Source organism: Streptomyces phaeofaciens (assembly GCF_014648915.1).
GTDB lineage: Bacteria > Actinomycetota > Actinomycetes > Streptomycetales > Streptomycetaceae > Streptomyces > Streptomyces phaeofaciens.
The window spans coordinates 105083-121503 of sequence record NZ_BMSA01000008.1; the positions used below are offsets into that span (position 1 = coordinate 105083).

General features: G+C 73.0%; 13 protein-coding genes. 8 read left to right on the forward strand and 5 right to left on the reverse strand.

Annotated elements, in window-relative coordinates; translation table 11 throughout:
• Positions 1-11: 11 nt before the first annotated feature.
• Together IE275_RS16070 and IE275_RS16075 are read right to left on the reverse strand one after the other, a co-directional pair.
• Positions 12-995 (reverse strand): carbohydrate ABC transporter permease, encoded by a 984-nt coding sequence (locus IE275_RS16070; protein WP_189711968.1) that lies wholly within the window; start codon positions 993-995, stop codon positions 12-14.
• Positions 995-2314 (reverse strand): ABC transporter substrate-binding protein, encoded by a 1320-nt coding sequence (locus IE275_RS16075; protein ID WP_189711969.1) that lies wholly within the window; start codon positions 2312-2314, stop codon positions 995-997. The genes IE275_RS16070 and IE275_RS16075 overlap by 1 nt, the downstream gene beginning before the upstream one ends.
• A 201-nt stretch (positions 2315-2515) precedes the next feature.
• On the opposite strand from IE275_RS16075, the gene IE275_RS16080 reads away from it, so the two are divergent.
• On the forward strand, positions 2516-4303 hold the full coding sequence (locus IE275_RS16080; protein WP_189711970.1) for a pectate lyase-like domain-containing protein: 1788 nt from the start codon (positions 2516-2518) through the stop codon (positions 4301-4303).
• Between the two features lie 123 nt (positions 4304-4426).
• Here IE275_RS16080 and fusA read toward each other — a convergent pair whose 3' ends face one another.
• Both fusA and IE275_RS16090 read right to left on the reverse strand, forming a co-directional pair.
• A complete protein-coding gene (gene fusA, locus IE275_RS16085; RefSeq protein WP_189711971.1) occupies positions 4427-6472 on the reverse strand; it encodes an elongation factor G in 2046 nt (681 codons plus the stop codon).
• A gap of 384 nt (positions 6473-6856) precedes the next feature.
• Positions 6857-7558, reverse strand: coding sequence for a nucleotidyltransferase domain-containing protein (locus IE275_RS16090; RefSeq protein WP_189711972.1), 702 nt, complete (start codon positions 7556-7558; stop codon positions 6857-6859).
• A 294-nt stretch (positions 7559-7852) separates the two neighbouring features.
• Here IE275_RS16090 and IE275_RS16095 point away from each other — a divergent pair, with 294 nt between their 5' ends.
• From IE275_RS16095 to IE275_RS16125, 7 genes are all read left to right on the forward strand, one after another.
• On the forward strand, positions 7853-9007 hold the full coding sequence (locus tag IE275_RS16095; RefSeq protein WP_189711973.1) for an NAD(P)/FAD-dependent oxidoreductase: 1155 nt from the start codon (positions 7853-7855) through the stop codon (positions 9005-9007).
• Positions 9004-9303: a (2Fe-2S)-binding protein gene (locus tag IE275_RS16100; RefSeq protein ID WP_189711974.1), complete on the forward strand. Its 300-nt coding sequence runs from the start codon at positions 9004-9006 to the stop codon at positions 9301-9303. The genes IE275_RS16095 and IE275_RS16100 overlap by 4 nt, the downstream gene beginning before the upstream one ends.
• Positions 9296-10741: an NAD(P)/FAD-dependent oxidoreductase gene (locus tag IE275_RS16105; protein ID WP_189711975.1), complete on the forward strand. Its 1446-nt coding sequence runs from the start codon at positions 9296-9298 to the stop codon at positions 10739-10741. Before IE275_RS16100 ends, IE275_RS16105 begins: the two co-directional genes overlap by 8 nt.
• A gap of 127 nt (positions 10742-10868) precedes the next feature.
• Positions 10869-11765 carry a dihydrodipicolinate synthase family protein gene (locus tag IE275_RS16110; protein WP_189711976.1) on the forward strand — a complete coding sequence of 299 codons (897 nt, stop codon included), beginning with the start codon at positions 10869-10871 and terminating at the stop codon, positions 11763-11765.
• Positions 11766-11800: 35 nt separating this feature from the next.
• The gene (locus IE275_RS16115; protein ID WP_189711977.1) at positions 11801-12802 is read left to right on the forward strand and encodes a proline racemase family protein; all 1002 of its coding nucleotides are present in this window, start codon (positions 11801-11803) and stop codon (positions 12800-12802) included.
• A 107-nt stretch (positions 12803-12909) separates the two neighbouring features.
• Positions 12910-13620, forward strand: a complete 711-nt coding sequence (locus IE275_RS16120) for a GntR family transcriptional regulator (RefSeq protein WP_189711978.1) — start codon at positions 12910-12912, stop codon at positions 13618-13620.
• Positions 13621-13760: 140 nt separating this feature from the next.
• Complete coding sequence (locus tag IE275_RS16125; RefSeq protein ID WP_189711979.1) at positions 13761-15047, forward strand: flavin-containing monooxygenase; 1287 nt, start codon at positions 13761-13763, stop codon at positions 15045-15047.
• Between the two features lie 162 nt (positions 15048-15209).
• On the opposite strand, the gene IE275_RS16130 is transcribed toward IE275_RS16125, so the two are convergent.
• Positions 15210-16355 (reverse strand): tryptophan dimethylallyltransferase family protein, encoded by a 1146-nt coding sequence (locus IE275_RS16130; RefSeq protein WP_189711980.1) that lies wholly within the window; start codon positions 16353-16355, stop codon positions 15210-15212.
• Positions 16356-16421 lie beyond the last annotated feature (66 nt).

Below are 16421 nucleotides of genomic sequence, written 5' to 3' on the forward strand. Positions count from 1 at the left end.
TCGTCGAGAGGTCAGGCATCGGCGGGCCTCCGTCCGCGCGAGGTGACCGCGAGGTACACCCCGGTCACCGCCAGCAGGAAGAGCAGCAGCAGGACGGACATCGCGGAGCCGGCGCCGAAGTTCCAGGTGACGAAGGACGCCTGGTAGATGTGGACCGAGATGAGGTCCGCCGCCTCCGGCGCGGCCCTGCCGAACAGGACGTACGGCGTGTTGAAGTCGTTGAACGTCCACAGGAACAGCACCAGCACCAGCACCTGGTTGACGGGGCTCAACGACGGCAGGGTGATGCGCCGGATCTGCTGCCATATCCCGGCGCCGTCCAGGGCCGCCGCCTCGTACAGCTCGCGGGGGATGTTCTGGAGGCCGGCCATCACGATCAGGAAGGCGAACGGCCAGCCCTTCCACACCGACACGGTGAGCAGGGCGTAGAAGCTGTTGTCGCCGATCAGCCAGAACGACGGCTTGTCGGTGAGGCCCAGCTGGTCGTGCAGGACGTGGTTCACCAGGCCGTTGTCGTGCTGGAACATGAAGACCCAGGTGATCACGGCCGCGTAGACCGGCAGCGCGTACGGGACCAGGAAGAGGGCCCGCAGCAGACCGCGGCCGCGGAAGGTGTCCTGCATGAAGATCGCGGCGGCGGTGCCGATCAGCCAGCACAGGGCGACCGAGAGCAGGGTGAAGGCGACCGTGACGAAGAACGAGTGCAGCAGGGCCTCGCCGACGGGGGCGTTGAAGTCCACCGACAGCGAGTAGTTGTCCAGCCCGGCCCAGGGGGCCGAGCCCCAGTCCCGGATGTAGAACTGGGTGAGCACCTTGAAGCTCATCACGATGCCGATCACCATCGGCACCAGATGGACGAGGAGTTCGAGGACCAGGGCGGGCAGGAGCAGCAGGTAGGGCAGTCCGATCCGCCGGATCCGGCCGGGGCGGCGGTTCGCAGGGGCGGCCTTGACCGGGCGGGTGCCCGGCCGGCCGCGTTCGATCGTGGTCGTCATCACGCCGCCGGCATCTGCTGCTGGGCCTTCTCGAGCCGGGCCTTGACCGACTCCGTGGTGACGGGCCGGCCGGCCGCCGCCTCGGCGAACAGCTCCTTGACGGCCGTACCGACGGCGGTCTCGAACTGGGACTCGTCGGCGACCTGGGGCAGCGCCGCGGCGCTCTTGGCGAGGGTGTCCTTCAGGACGACGGTGGCGGGGGTGTTGAACGCCGCGTCGGACTGGGCGGCGGCGACCGGCGGGATCGAGCTGTAGGCCGTGTTGAGGATCTTCTGCTCGGCGTCGCTGGTCATGAACTTCACGAACTTCGTGGCGCCGTCGACGTTGTCGGTGTTCTTGAAGACGGCCAGGTTGATGCCCGCGACCATGGAGTTGACCTGCTCACCGGCGCCGGGGGTGCCGGACTGCACGGGGACGGGCGCGATGCCGTAGGCGTCGTCGCTCATGCCCTGGGACTTCAGGTTCGCGGACGCCGACTGCCACAGCAGCATCGCCGTCTTGCCCTTGGCGAAGTCGCTGACGGACTGGTTCTGCGCGTACTCGGCGTTGCCGACCGGGATGGCCTTGTCCTTCGCCATCAGGTCGACGTACTGCTTGACCGCGGCGACCACGCCGTCGGAGGTGAAGTCGGGCTTGCCGTCCTTGGTGAAGAAGTCGGCGCCGTGCTGCTTGGCGAAGGTGAAGACGTGGTGGATGTTCTCCGAGAGGTTGGCGCCCTCGGCGCCGATGACCTGCTTGCCCTTCGCCTGGATCTTCTTGCCGTCCGCGACCAGCTCGGCCCAGGTGGCCGGCGGCTTCGCGATGCCGGCGTCCGCGAAGATCTCCTTGTTGTAGTAGAGCGCGTACGCCATCGAGTACAGCGGGACGGCGGCCGGGTCCTGGCCCTCGGCGCCGGTGGAGCCGAGCGCGGACTCCACGAAGCGGTCCCGGCCGCCGATCTTGGCGAAGTTCGCCTCGTTCCACGGCAGCAGCGCGCCGGTGGCCTGGAGCGAGGCGGACCAGGTGTTGCCGATGTTCAGCACGTCGGGGCCCTGGCCGGACGTGGTCGCCGTGAGGATCCGGTTGAGCAGGTCCGACCACGGGACGACCTCCAGCTTCACCTCGATCCCGGTCTCCTTCTCGAACTTGTCCAGCTCCGGCTGGAGCACCTTCTTGTCGATCTCGATGCTCGCGCCCTGGTTGGAGGCCCAGTACGTCAGCGTCTTCGGTGCGTCGTTGGAACCCTCGCCGTCGGTCGAGGATCCGCCTCCGCAGGCCGTCGCGGCCAGCGCGAGTGACATGACGACGGCGCCTGCGGCCGCGGCTCGGATGGTGCGCATGGGTCGACTCCCGGTTGTCATCAGGACTTAATTTAGGACGTGAGTTAAACCTCGGAACGCGGCCGCGTCAAGGGTTTCGACGCGGCTCACGCAAGTCGGTCGCCCCTCTTGACGCACACGTTCGGGTAGTTGAAGCATTCACCGGCGAGAGAGCGCTCCCAACCCCACGACCGTTCACTTCCTGAACCAGGAGAGCCGCCCATGCCCCGCACCCCGTCGTCCGGCACGCCCGCCGTGCGCCGCCGAACCGTCCTCGCCGCCGGCGCGGCCGCCCCGGCCCTCGCCGCGCTGCCCTCCGCGCCGGCCTCGGCCGCCCCGAAGGGCAAGGGCCCGCGCGCCCTGCCCGGCGGCGGCGACCTCGGCCCGAACGTCCTCCTCTTCGACCCGTCGACCCCGGACATCCAGGCACGGCTGGACGAGGTGTTCCGGCGCCAGGAGTCCGCCCAGTTCGGCACCGGCCGCTACGCGCTGCTGTTCAAACCCGGCACCTACCACGGCCTCAACGCCCAACTCGGCTTCTACACATCGATCATGGGCCTCGGCCTCTCCCCCGACGACACCACCATCAACGGCGACGTGACGGTCGACGCCGGCTGGTTCGGCGGCAACGCCACCCAGAACTTCTGGCGTTCGGCGGAGAACCTCGCGCTCGTTCCGGCAGGCGGCACGAACCGGTGGGCGGTCGCCCAGGCGGCCCCCTTCCGCCGGATGCACATCCGCGGCGGCCTCAACCTCGCCCCGTCCGGCTACGGTTGGGCCAGCGGCGGCTACATCGCCGACAGCCGTGTCGAGGGCGAGATCGGCCCGTACTCGCAGCAGCAGTGGTACACCCGGGACAGCGCGATCGGCGGCTGGGTCAACGGCGTGTGGAACATGGTGTTCTCGGGCGTCGAGGGCGCCCCGGCCCAGAGCTTCCCCAACCCGCCCTACACCACAATGGACACCACACCCGTCTCCCGCGAAAAGCCCTTCCTGTACGTCGACGGCGGTGGCGCGTTCCGGGTCTTCCTGCCCGCCAAGCGGACCGGCGCACGCGGGGTGAGCTGGGGCAACGGCACCCCGCGCGGCACCTCACTGCCCCTGACCCGGTTCTACGTCGCGAAGCCGGGGGTCAGCGCGGCCACCCTGAACCAGGCGCTCGCGCAGGGCCTGAACCTGCTGCTGACGCCGGGCATCTACCACCTCGACCGGCCGGTCCGGGTGACCCGCGCCGACACCGTCGTCCTGGGCCTCGGGTACGCCACCCTGATCCCGGACAACGGCGTCACCGCGCTGACCGTGGCGGACGTCGACGGGGTCCGGCTCGCCGGGTTCCTCGTGGACGCCGGCCCGGTCAACTCCGCGACCCTGCTGGAGATCGGGCCGCGCGGCGCCTCGCGCGACCACTCCGCCAACCCGACCACCGTGCAGGACGTGTTCGTCCGGATCGGCGGCGCGGGCCCCGGCAGGGCCACCACGAGCATGGTCGTCAACAACCGGCACACGATCGTCGACCACACCTGGGTCTGGCGCGCCGACCACGGCGAGGGCGTCGGCTGGGAGACCAACCGGGCCGACTACGGCGTCGTCGTCAACGGCCACGACGTCCTCGCCACCGGCCTGTTCGTGGAGCACTTCAACAAGTACGACGTGCAGTGGTTCGGACAGCGCGGCCGCACGATCTTCTTCCAGAACGAGAAGGCCTACGACGCCCCGAACCAGGCCGCGATCCAGAACGGCGCGCTCAAGGGCTACGCCGCCTACCGGGTCGGCGACGCCGTGACCAGCCACGAGGGCTGGGGCCTGGGCAGCTACTGCTACTACAACGTCGACCCGACGATCGTGCAGCACCACGGCTTCGCCGCCCCGAACAGGCCGGGCGTGAAGTTCCACGACCTGCTGGTGGTCTCCCTCGGCGGCAACGGCCAGTACGAGGCCGTCGTCAACGACACCGGCGCGCCGACGTCGGGCACGTCCACCGTGCCGTCGACGGTGGTGTCGTACCCCTGAGGGACGTGTCGCCCCGAGCGGCCGGTGCGGGCGGTATCCCCGAGCGGCGGGTGCGCCGGGTGCGGGCGGGAACATGGTCCCCGCCCGCACCCCGCCCGCACCTCACGCACCCCTCGTGGACCGCTACGTCGTCGCCGGCACCGCCGGCGCCGGGGCGTACCCCGTCGGCCGGGCCGTGAAGGTGCCACGGCCCTGCGTGCGGCTGCGCAGCCGGGTCGCGTAGCCGAACAGCTCGGCCAGCGGCACGGTGGCGGTGACCACCGCGGACCCGCCGCGCACGGCCGAGTCGGTGACCCGGCCGCGGCGGGCCGCGAGGTCGCCGAGGACGGAGCCCACGGCTTCCTCGGGCACGGTGACCGCGACCTCGACGACCGGCTCCAGCAGGACCATCGCACAGGCCCGCAGCGCCTCCCGGAGCCCGAACCGGCCCGCCGTGCGGAAGGCCGTCTCGGAGGAGTCCTTCACGTGGGTCGCCCCGTCCGTCAGGGTGACCCGCAGCCCGGTCACCGGGTGCCCGCCGAGGGGACCCTCGGCGAGCGCGTCCCGGCAGCCGGCCTCGACGGCACGGACGTACTCCTGCGGCACCCGCCCGCCGACGACGGCGGACCGGAACTCGAAGCCCTCCTCCAGCGCCTCCACATCGAGCACGACGTGCGCGAACTGCCCGGCCCCGCCGTCCTGTTTGACGTGCCGGAAGACCTGCCCGGTCACACCCCGGCCGACGGTCTCGCGGTAGGTCACCCGGGGGCGGCCCACGTTGACGTCCAGTCCGAGGGTGCGGCGGATCTTCTCCACCGCGACCTCCAGATGCAGTTCACCCATGCCCGACAGAAGGGTCTGACCGGTCTCGGGGTCGGTCCGTACGACCAGCGAGGGATCCTCCTCGGCCAGCCGGGCGAGCGCGGAGGCCAGCCGGTCGGTGTCGGTGCCGCGGCACGCCTCGACCGCCACGGAGACCACCGGGTCGGGGACACCGGGCGGTTCGAGGACGAGCGGGGCCTGCGGCGCGCACAGCGTCGAGCCCGCGCGGGCCGCCTTCAGCCCCACGACGGCCACGATGTCGCCGGCGACCGCCCGGTCCAGCTGGGCATGCCGGTCGGCCTGGACGCGCAGGATCCGGCCGATCCGCTCGGTGCGCCGCGATCCGGACTCCCACAGCGTGTCTCCCTTCTCGATCGTGCCCGAGTACACCCGCAGATACGTGAGACGTCCCGTCGCGGTGGCGCTCACCTTGAACGCCAGCGCCACCGACGGCGCCGCCGGATCCGCCGCCCGTTCCTGCTCCGCCCCCTCGTGGGTGCCGCGCACCGCGGGCACGTCCAGCGGGGACGGGAGATACGCCACGACGGCGTCGAGCAGCGGTTCGATGCCGCGGTTGCGGTACGCCGAGCCGCACAGCACGACCACACCGTCACCGGTGCGGGTCAGGTCGCGCAGGGCGGCCGCGAGGGTTTCGGCGGAGACGGTCTCCCGGTCGCAGAACTCCTCCAGCGCGGCCGGGTGACGCTCCGCGACGGCTTCCTCCAGCAGCCGGCGCCGGCGCAGCGCCTCCTCCCGCAGCTCCTGCGGCACAGCGCCCTCGACGAGGGTGTCGCTGTCTTCGCCCCAGGTCAGGGCGCGCATGTGCAGCAGGTCGACGACGCCGGTGAAGGCGTCCTCGGTGCCGATCGGCAGCTGGACGACCAGCGGGACCGGGTGGAGGCGGTCACGGATCGACGCCACGGCCGTGTCGAGGTCGGCGCCCGCCCGGTCGAGCTTGTTGACGAACGCGATCCTCGGCACGCCATGGCGGTCGGCCTGCCGCCACACGGACTCGCTCTGCGGCTCGACGCCCGCGACGGCGTCGAACACCGCCACCGCCCCGTCGAGCACGCGCAGCGCGCGCTCCACCTCGTCGGCGAAGTCGACGTGCCCCGGTGTGTCGATGAGGTTGACGCGGTGGCCGTCCCAGTCGCAGCTGACGGCCGCGGCGAAGATGGTGATGCCGCGGTCGCGTTCCTGCGGGTCGAAGTCGGTGATGGTGGTGCCGTCGTGGACCTCGCCGCGCTTGTGCGTGGTCCCGGTGGCGTACAGGATCCGCTCGGTGACGGTGGTCTTCCCGGCGTCGACGTGGGCGAGGATGCCCAGGTTGCGAACGGCGGTGAGGTGACGGTCGAGGTGGTTGCGCACGGCCCTTGGCCTTTCGGGTGCTGCGGTGGAACGGGCAGCGCGATTCGCCGGACGACTTCGGCGTGAGTGCGGGACGCGAAGGTGACTCGCCGTCGACTGCGCTGGGCAGGACGGCGGTTCGGTGCGCTCAGGCGGTCGTCAGCACTTCCGGTGCCGGCCGCGCAGCGGACACCGGACGGCCCGAGACACGAGGATCACCTCGTAGCGGGCACGGGGAGCGGCGGCAGCGGTGTGGTCACGCATGGCGGGCTCCCCTCGATCGTCGCGGTGTGGCACGGCCCCCTGTCGTGGGTGGCGCGTGATCTTCGGTGAGTGTAGAGGCGAACGGGGGCGCGCCGCACGGGATTTATCCGAACCGTGCGGCGCGCCGTCGGCACCCCGTGCTCAGGCGGGTGTGTCCCGCGGTGTGTAGAAGTGGCGCCGCACCTTGCGCAGCCACGCGTCGGCGGCCGTCTCGTCGGGCTGTTCGGGCAGCGCGCTGCGCGTCGTGCTGAACTTCTCCTCGAAGTCCCGCAGCAGCGGCAGCGCGTGCTCGGGGTCGGCGGCCGCCTGCTCGCCGAAGCGGTGGTAGCTCTCCGGGTCGTCGACGCGGATCGTGAGCGTGCCGGTGGCGTACAGCTCGTAGCCCTGGGTGCACAGCCGCTTGAGGTGGCGGGCGTGCTTGGCGGTCCGCTTGCGGCTGTCCTCGGAGATGCCGCCCTCGCCCTTGTTGCGCAGCTTGCGGAACTGCTGGGTGGCGTAGCCGAGATAGGCGTCGCGGACCCGGTGGGCGCTCGGCAGGGTGGCGCGGATCGCGATGAGTTCGTCGCCGAGCGCGGTACGGACCTCGTACAGCTCGTCGGGCAGCCAGACGAGTTCCGTCACCGTCGGGTTGCCGCCGAGGGCGAGTCGGCACCACTTCGCGGCCTCGTGCAGGGTGCGGTCGGGGGCCGTGGTGACGTGCGAGTCCTGAGGCCGGCGCAGACCGTGCAGCTCGTCCGTGGGCGTGGCGAACATGCCGAGCCGGTCCACGTCGGAGCCGGGGTGGGCGAGCCCGTAGGCGGTCGAGCCGACGATGCCGGACAGCAGGATGTTGGTGACGGTCACAGGTGCCCCCGTTGGTGGTGCCGTTCTCCCGGGACCGTCCTGACGCACGGGCGGGTTCCGGGACCGCCTCGCGCACGGGCGGGTTCCGGGTGGTGGTCTCCGTCCCCGCGTACGGGTGCCGGACCGTCATGATGCCCCGCATCCGGGCCTGGCCACCTCATCTTTTCCGGGGGCCGCGGGGTGGTGACGGGCCGGGTCGGCTCGTCCCGCACGGCTCGGTGTGCCGGTCGCCCGGGCGGGCCGGTGGGTCTCCGTCCTGTTCCGGCGCAGAGCGCCATGTGACATATTACTGACGTGACCAACGGACCCAGCGGTGACGTGGTGGTCGTCGGCGCCGGCATGGTGGGCGCCGCCTGTGCGCTGTACGCGGCCCGAGCCGGGCTCGACGTGATCCTGGTGGACCGGGGCCCGGTGGCCGGCGGCACGACCGGAGCCGGCGAGGGCAATCTCCTCGTCTCCGACAAGGAACCCGGACCCGAACTCCACCTGGCCCTCCTGTCCGCCCGGTTGTGGGGCGAGCTGGCCCAGGAGCTGGGCACGGCCGTCGAGTACGAGCCCAAGGGCGGGCTCGTGGTGGCCTCTACCCCCGACGGGCTCACCGCCCTGGCCCGCCTGGCCGCCGGACAGCGGGCGGCCGGAGTACGGACCGTCCCCGTCGACGCGAGCGAACTCCGCTCGCTGGAGCCCCACTTGGCCCCCGGCCTGGCGGGCGGAGTGCTGTATCCCCAGGACGCCCAGGTCATGCCCACCCTGGCCGCAGCCCACCTCGCCCGGGCCTCCGGCGCCCGGCTGGAGACCGGCCGGACGGTGACGCGGGTGCTGCGCGGCGCCGACGGCGCCGTGCGCGGGGTCCGTACCGACCGGGGCGACCTCCTCGCCCCCGCCGTGGTGAACGCGGCCGGAACCTGGGGCGGCGAGGTCGCCGCCCTCGCCGGGGTCCCCCTGCCCGTGCTCCCCCGGCGCGGATTCGTCCTGGTCACCGAGCCGCTGCCGCGCCGGGTACGGCACAAGGTGTACGCCGCCGACTACGTGGCCGACGTGGCCAGCGACTCGGCCGCCCTCCAGACCTCGCCGGTCGTCGAGGGCACCGCCGCCGGCCCGGTCCTGATCGGCGCGAGCCGCGAGCGGGTCGGCTTCGACCGCTCCTTCTCCCTGCCCGTCGTCCGCGCCCTCGCGGCCGGGGCGACCCGGCTGTTCCCCTTCCTGGACGACGTACGGGTGATGCGCACGTACCTCGGATTCCGCCCCTACCTGCCCGACCATCTGCCCGCCCTCGGACCCGATCCGCGCGTGCCGGGGCTGTTCCACGCGTGCGGGCACGAGGGCGCGGGCATCGGGCTCGCCACCGGCAGCGGGCAGCTGATCGCGCAGGCCCTGACCGGCGGGACGCCCGAGCTGGACCTCACCCCGTTCCGCCCCGACCGCTTCGCCGAGGAGGCCACCGCGTGAATCCGCTGGAACTGGTCCGGGCCCGCGCCGGAACCCCGTTCACCGTCCGGTTCGACGGCCGGGAGATCGAGGCGCTGCCCGGCCGGACGGTCGCCGCCGTGCTGTGGTCGGCGGGCGTCACCGCCTGGCGCACCACGCGGGACGGGGGACGGCCTCGCGGGGTCTTCTGCGGGATCGGGGTGTGCTTCGACTGCCTGGTGACCGTGGACGGCCGGCCCAACCAGCGGGCCTGCCTGGTCCCCGCGGAACCGGGCGCGGACATCCGGACGCAGGAGGGGACGGGCCACGATGAGTGAGCGCCGCCCGGTCCTCGCGGTGATCGGCGCCGGCCCGGCGGGGCTCGCGGCCACCCTGGCGGCGGCCGCGCGCGGGGTGCGGGTGACGCTGATCGACTCCGGCACACAGGCGGGCGGCCAGTTCTACCGGCAGCCCGCCCCCGGCCTCGGCGCCCGCCGCCCGCAGGCGCTCCACCACCAGTGGCGCACCTGGGAACGTCTGCGCACCGGCCTCGACACCCGTCTCGCCGACGGGCGCGTCACCCACCTGACAGACCATCATGTGTGTTGGGTGGAAAGGGATTCGTCCGTCGAGGGGGAGCCCGTCCGCGATGACCCCGCCGCCCCCGGCTTCACGGTCCACGCGCTCCTCGGCCCCGAGCAGCGCGAGTCCGTCGCGATCCGCGCCCACGGGGTGCTGCTGGCGACCGGCGCCTACGAGAAGGTGCTTCCCTTCCCCGGCTGGACCCTGCCGGGCGTGGTCACCGCGGGCGGCGCCCAGGCCCTGCTGAAGGGGGGACTCACCCTGCCCGGCCGTACGGCGGTCGTGGCCGGCACCGGCCCGCTGCTGCTGCCCGTCGCGACCGGCCTCGCCGCGGCGGGCGCCAGGGTCGTCGCCCTGGTCGAATCCGCCGGCCCCAGGGACTTCGTACGCCGGTCCCGCTCCCTCGCCGGAGCACCGGACAAGCTCGCCGAGGGGGCCGGGTACGCGGCTCGGCTCCTGCGCCATCGGGTCTCGGTGAAGGCCCGTCATACGGTGCTGGAGGCGCACGGCGTCGAACGGCTGGAGTCCGTGACCGTCGCCGCCCTCGGCCCCGACGGGCGTCCGCGACCCGGCACCGCGCTCCGCCTCCCCTGCGACACCCTGGCCGTGGGCCACGGTCTGCTGCCGCACACCGATCTCGCGGACGGGCTCGGCTGCCGTCTCGACGGACCGGCCGTGCGCGTGGACGACGAACAGCGCACCGACGTCCCCGGCGTATGGGCGGCGGGCGAGTCCACGGGCGTCGGCGGCGCGGCCCTGTCGCTGGCCGAGGGACACCTCGCGGGCCGGTCCGCGGCGGCCCGGCTGCACGGCACGGCCCCCGATCCGGCACGGCGGACCCGGGCCGCCCGGACCCGGACCCGGCTGCGCGCGTTCTCCGAGGGTCTCGCCGGCGCGTTCGCGCCCCCGGCGCACTGGGCGGAGCTGGTGACCGACGAGACGGTCGTGTGCCGCTGCGAGGAGGTCACCGCCGGTGCGGTCCGGGAGGCCGTCGGCTCGCTCGGCGCCGGCGATCTGCGCACGGTGAAGCTGCTGACCCGGGCCGGGATGGGCTGGTGCCAGGGCCGGATGTGCGAATCCGGTGTGGCGGGTGTCGCGGGCTGCGCGGCCACCCCGGCCCGCCGGCTGCCGGCCCGCCCGGTCCCGCTCGGCATGCTGGCCGCGCCCACCGACGATCCCCCGCCGGCCCGGTGACGGGTGACCGGTGACGGGTGCCGGGTCGCGACTCAGTGCCATGTCACATACCGATGCCGTCGCTCCCTGAAGGAATCCCCCGAAAGAGCCGAGCAGGCCGAACAAGCCGAAAGAGAGGCCCTCCCCCATGACCACACCCCGGACCCGCCCCTGGCACGGCGTCCTCGTCGCCACCGCCCTCCCGCTGGACGAGAACCTCGCCGTGGACTACGACCGGTACGCCGAACACTGCGCCTGGCTGGTGGCGAACGGCTGTGACGGCGTCGTACCGAACGGCTCCCTCGGCGAGTACCAGGTGCTCACACCCGAGGAGCGGGCCCGGGTGGTGGAGACCGCGGTGGCCGCGGTCGGCGGGGACCGGGTGATGCCCGGAGTCGCCGCCTACGGCTCGGCGGAGGCGCGGCGCTGGGCCGAGCAGGCGCGCGAGGCGGGCTGCGGGGCCGTCATGCTGCTGCCGCCCAACGCCTACCGCGCCGACGAACGCGCGGTGCTCGCCCACTACGCGGAGGTCGCCGAGGCGGGCCTGCCCGTCGTGGCGTACAACAACCCGATCGACACCAAGGTCGACCTCGTGCCCGAGTTGCTGGCCCGGTTGCACGGCGAGGGGCTCGTCCAGGGCGTCAAGGAGTTCTCCGGGGACGTCCGGCGCGCCTACCGGATCGCCGAACTCGCCCCGGAACTCGACCTGTTGATCGGCGCAGACGATGTGCTGCTCGAGCTGGCGGTGGCGGGCGCCAAGGGCTGGGTGGCCGGGTACCCGAACGCGCTGCCGAGGGCCTCGGTCGAGCTGTACCGTGCCGCCGTCGCCGGGGACCTCACCGCCGCGCTGCCGCTCTACCGCCAGTTGCACCCCCTGCTGCGCTGGGACTCGCGCGTCGAGTTCGTACAGGCGATCAAGCTGTCGATGGACCTCGTGGGCCGTCACGGCGGCCGGTGCCGGCCGCCCCGTCTCCCGCTGCCGCCCGAGCAGGAGGCCGCCGTCCGCGCGGCCACCGAGAAGGCCGTCGCGGCGGGACTCGCCTGACCCGGTCGCACCTCCTCCGTCCAGAAGGGGACTTCATGCGCAGCAAACTCGTCCTGCACGCCGTCGACTCGCACACCGAGGGCATGCCCACCCGGGTGATCACCGGCGGGATCGGCACGATCCCGGGCGCGACGATGAACGAGCGACGGCTGTACTTCCGTGAACACCGCGACGACATCAAGCAGTTGCTGATGAACGAGCCGCGCGGGCACTCCGCGATGAGCGGCGCGATCCTCCAGCCGCCGACCCGGCCGGACTGCGACTTCGGGGTCGTCTACATCGAGGTCTCCGGCTATCTGCCGATGTGCGGGCACGGCACCATCGGGGTGGCGACCGTGCTGGTGGAGACGGGCATGGTCGAGGTCGTGGAACCGGTCACCACCATCCGGCTGGACACCCCGGCCGGGCCGGTCGTCGCCGAGGTGGCCGTCGAGGACGGCGCCGCCCGGTCGGTGACCCTGCGCAACGTGCCGTCCTTCTCGGTGGCCCTGGACCGCGAGGCGACGCTGCCCGACGGCCGTACGGTGACGTACGACCTGGCGTTCGGCGGGAACTTCTACGCCATCGTGCCGCTGGAGGCGTTCGGGCTGCCCTTCGACCGCGCGCGCAAGGACGACATCCTGCGGGCCGGGCTGTCCCTGATGGAGGCGGTCAACTCCGAGGCGGAGCCGGTGCATCCGGAGGATCCGTCGATCCGCGGCTGCCACCACGTCTATCTGTCCGCGCCCGGCTCCACGGCCGCCCACTCCCGGCACGCGATGGCCATTCACCCCGGCTGGTTCGACCGCTCCCCCTGCGGGACGGGCACGAGCGCGCGCATGGCGCAGCTGCACGCGCGCGGTGAACTCCCGCTGCACACCGACTTCGTGAACGAGTCCTTCATCGGCACCCGGTTCACGGGCCGGCTGCTCGGCACCACGGAGGTCGCGGGGCGTGCGGCGGTGCTGCCCGGCATCACCGGCCGCGCCTGGATCACCGGCACCGCCCAGTACCTGCTGGACCCGACGGACCCGTTCCCCGCGGGGTTCGTGCTCTGACCCGCCCTCTCCACCGCGGTGGATACTGGTGGCACGTGACATAGCACGCGACACGGCACCGGGCATCGCATGCCGCACGCCCCTGCCCGCCTTCGAGGAGACCCGCCATGGCCGCCCCGCGCCCCAGCAGCCAGACACCCGCCGCGTCCGCGCCCGGACCGGACCTGCCGGTGCTGGGCGGCCGGCGCAGCAGCTACCGCGAGCGGGTCGCCGACGCGCTGCGGGCCGCGCTGATCGCGGGCGAACTGCGGCCCGGCGAGGTGTACTCGGCACCGACGCTGGCCGCCCGGTTCGGTGTCTCGGCGACCCCGGTGCGCGAGGCGATGCTGGACCTGGCGAAGGAGGGCCTGGTCGACGCGGTCCCCAACAAGGGCTTCCGGGTCACCGAGGTCTCCGACCGGCAGCTCGACGAGTACACCCACGTCCGCGCGCTCATCGAGATCCCCACGGTGGTGGCCCTGGCCACGACCGCCGACCCGGTGTCGCTGGAGGCGCTGCGCCCGGCCGCCCGGGAGATCGTGGCCGCCGCCGTGGCCGGTGACCTCATCGCGTACGTGGAGGCCGACACCCGCTTCCACCTGGGCCTGCTGGCCCTGGCCGGCAACTCCCATCTCGTCGAGGTGGTCCGCGGGCTGCGCGGCCGGGCCCGCCTCTACGGTCTCACCGCCCTGTCCGCGTCCGGCCGGCTGCTGGCCTCCGCCGAGGAGCACCTGGAACTCCTGGACGCCCTGCTGGCCCGCGACGGGCGGGCCGTGCACGAGATCATGACGCGCCATCTGGGGCATGTGCGCGGGCTGTGGGCCGCAGCCCGCGACTGAGCACCGGCCCGCCCCACCCGGCCGTCGGCCGCACCACCCCTGTGATCCTTGTCGCCGCCGGGTGAGGAGTGGGGCGTGTGCCGGATGGGCAGTCAACTGCCGGTCCGCGAAAGGGTGGTGTCTTTCCTGTGGGGGAAGCCGTGCGTGTGTGTCTGATCGGGGCAGGTCTGTCGGGACTTGCGGCGGCTCGTGCCCTGAAGTCCGAGGGGCTCGACTTCGTCTGCCTCGAACAGGCCTCCGACGTCGGCGGCCTCTGGCGCAGGCCCCAGGCCGGCGAGCGGGGCCCGGGTTACCTCTCACTCCACCTCAACACCAACAAGCAGCTCACCGGTTACGCCGACTACCCGATGCCGGCCTCCTACCCGGTCTATCCCCGGCACAGCGACTTCGCCGCGTATCTGCGTTCCTTCGCCGAGTGGGCCGGGGTCCTCGGACACATCGAGCTGGGGACGACCGTCGAGTCCGTACGGCAGGAAGCCGACGGCGGGTGGACGGTCGTGAGCCAGGACGCCCGGGGGGTGCGCGCCACCCGCGGCTTCACTCACGTGATCGTGGCCTCGGGGCACAACACCGAGCCGGTGCTGCCCGCCCCGGCGCCGGGCTCCGACACCTTCCAGGGAAGGATTCTGCACGCCCTGGACTACCGCGACGGCAGCGACTTCGCCGGCCGGAGGGTGGTCGTCGTGGGGCTGGGCGCCTCGGCGGTGGACATCGCCGCGGACCTCTCCCGGTACGCCGAGCAGACCGTGCTGTCCGTCCGCCGGGGCCTGCACATCCTGCCCAAGCAGCTCTTCGGCATGCCCCTGGACGACGTGGCCGAGGCGTCGTGGTGGACGGCCATGTCGCTGGACGAGCAGCGCCGGTTCATCGAACAGGCCCTGCTGGTCGCCCGGGGCAAGCTCGGGGACTACGGCCTGCCCGAGCCGGACCACCCGGTCTTCGCCTCGGCCGTGACCATCTCCGACGAGATCCTCAGCCGTATCCGCCACGGCGGGGTCACCCCCAGACCCGCGATCGAGCGTCTCGACGGTGAGCGGGTGGTGTTCACCGACGGCACGTCCGTGCGCGCCGACGCCGTCGTGTACTGCACCGGCTACCGCATGGCGTTCCCCTTCCTGCCCGACGGCTCCCCCTTCGGGCCGCAGGGCTCGGTCGAACTGTTCAAGCGGGTCGTCGCGCCGGACCGTCCCGGACTGCACTTCCTCGGGCTGGTCCGCCCGCACGGGTCCATCACCCGGCTGGTGGAGGCCCAGGCGCGCTGGGTGGCCCGGATCGTCTCGGGCCGGGCGGTCCTGCCCGAGCCGGAGGTCATGCGCAAGGAGATCAGCGCCTACCTGGGCGGTATCGCCGGCCAGTACGGGCAGGCGCAGAGCGCGTCGATCCAGGTGAACGTGGCACCGTACCTGGAGGAACTGCGCGCGGAGTGACGTCCGCCCGGGCGGCCGGGACGGATCGTGCGCGCGGGTCCTGGTGGGGTGGGAGGGGAGCGGTTCGACGACGTCGGCGTACGGCTCCCCTCGCTTTTCCGTGCCGCGAGCGGTGGGGCCAGGGCCTTACTTTCGGCCCCGGCAAGATCCGAAACAGAAGCCCTAGCGTCCGGCCGCGGCCCCGGCGGGGCGGGGTGCGACGGGCGGGCGGACCTGGTACGCCTCCGAGGAGATGTACGTCATGATCCGGGGCGGGCGGCCCTGCTGGTGGGCGAGGCCCAGGTAGGCGACGAGTCCCACGCCGTCCTCGGGCCGGCGCTCGGTGACGGCGGTCAGGGCCTGGTGCAGCGGGGCGGGGTCGATGGCGTACCGCTTGAGCAGGTCCGTGGCGCGGGCCAGGGCCTCGCCGTCGTGCGGGGCGTGGTCCCGCACCGGTACGTAGAGGGTGAAGCCGCTGGGCAGCCCCGACCCGGTCTTGGTGAAGGCATGACACGTCTGGAACGGTCGGCGGACGGGCCGCCGCCGCGGGCCGTCGTCGGCACCGGTGTCCGCTCCGGTGGCGAGCCGGAGGAACTCCTCGATCTCCGCCGGAGCGGGACCGCCGTCCATCCGGGACAGAGCGGCCACCTCCGCGGCCGGGAGGTCGTGGTGCGCGAGGTAGACCTTCGCCCGCGGCTCGTCCCAGTCACCGAGGTCGAGGGCGAAGAACAGCAGGCGGTCGCCGTCGGGCAGTGCCTTGAACGCCTGCCGGTGGCCGAGGCGTTTCAGTGCCTTGCGCACCGTCTTCGCGGCGTTCTTCACCCCGTTCGCCGCCGGGTTCAGATACGCCTTGACCCGCGGCACGGACCCGGGCCGCAGTTCCAGTGCGCACCACAGGGCCAGCGGGCCCTCGGGCGAGGGCGGAAGGAAGAGGTCCTCCAGTTCGTCGAGCCGGCCGGTGGAGATGCCCCAGCGGCCGGCCAGCTCGCGCAGGACCCGCAGCCCGGTACGCCCGTTCTCGGCGGGCCCGGTGTCACCGGCGCCCGGTTCCAGCAGCACCCGCAGGGTCGGTGCCGCGTCCGGTTCGAAGGAGAGCGAGAACTCCACCGGGGTGTGGTCGTCGGAGATGAAGCTGTCGCTGGGCGGCGGCAGATGCAGCGGCCGTTCGGCGACGGGGCCCAGCGCCTCGACGAGTGTGCGCGCGTAGACCTTGGAGTCGGCTCGGGCCAGCCCGGCGATCTCGCCGAGCCGCAGCAGCTGCCGGGCCGCGTGGCCGCCGAGCGTCTCCGTGCCGGGCTTCCGCCCGGCGTCGTAGCCGGAGGCCGTCACCGCCCCTCCCCCGGGGGGACGGGTCCGACATGAAGATACCCGCCTGGCGGGGCGGGTATCAGGGGG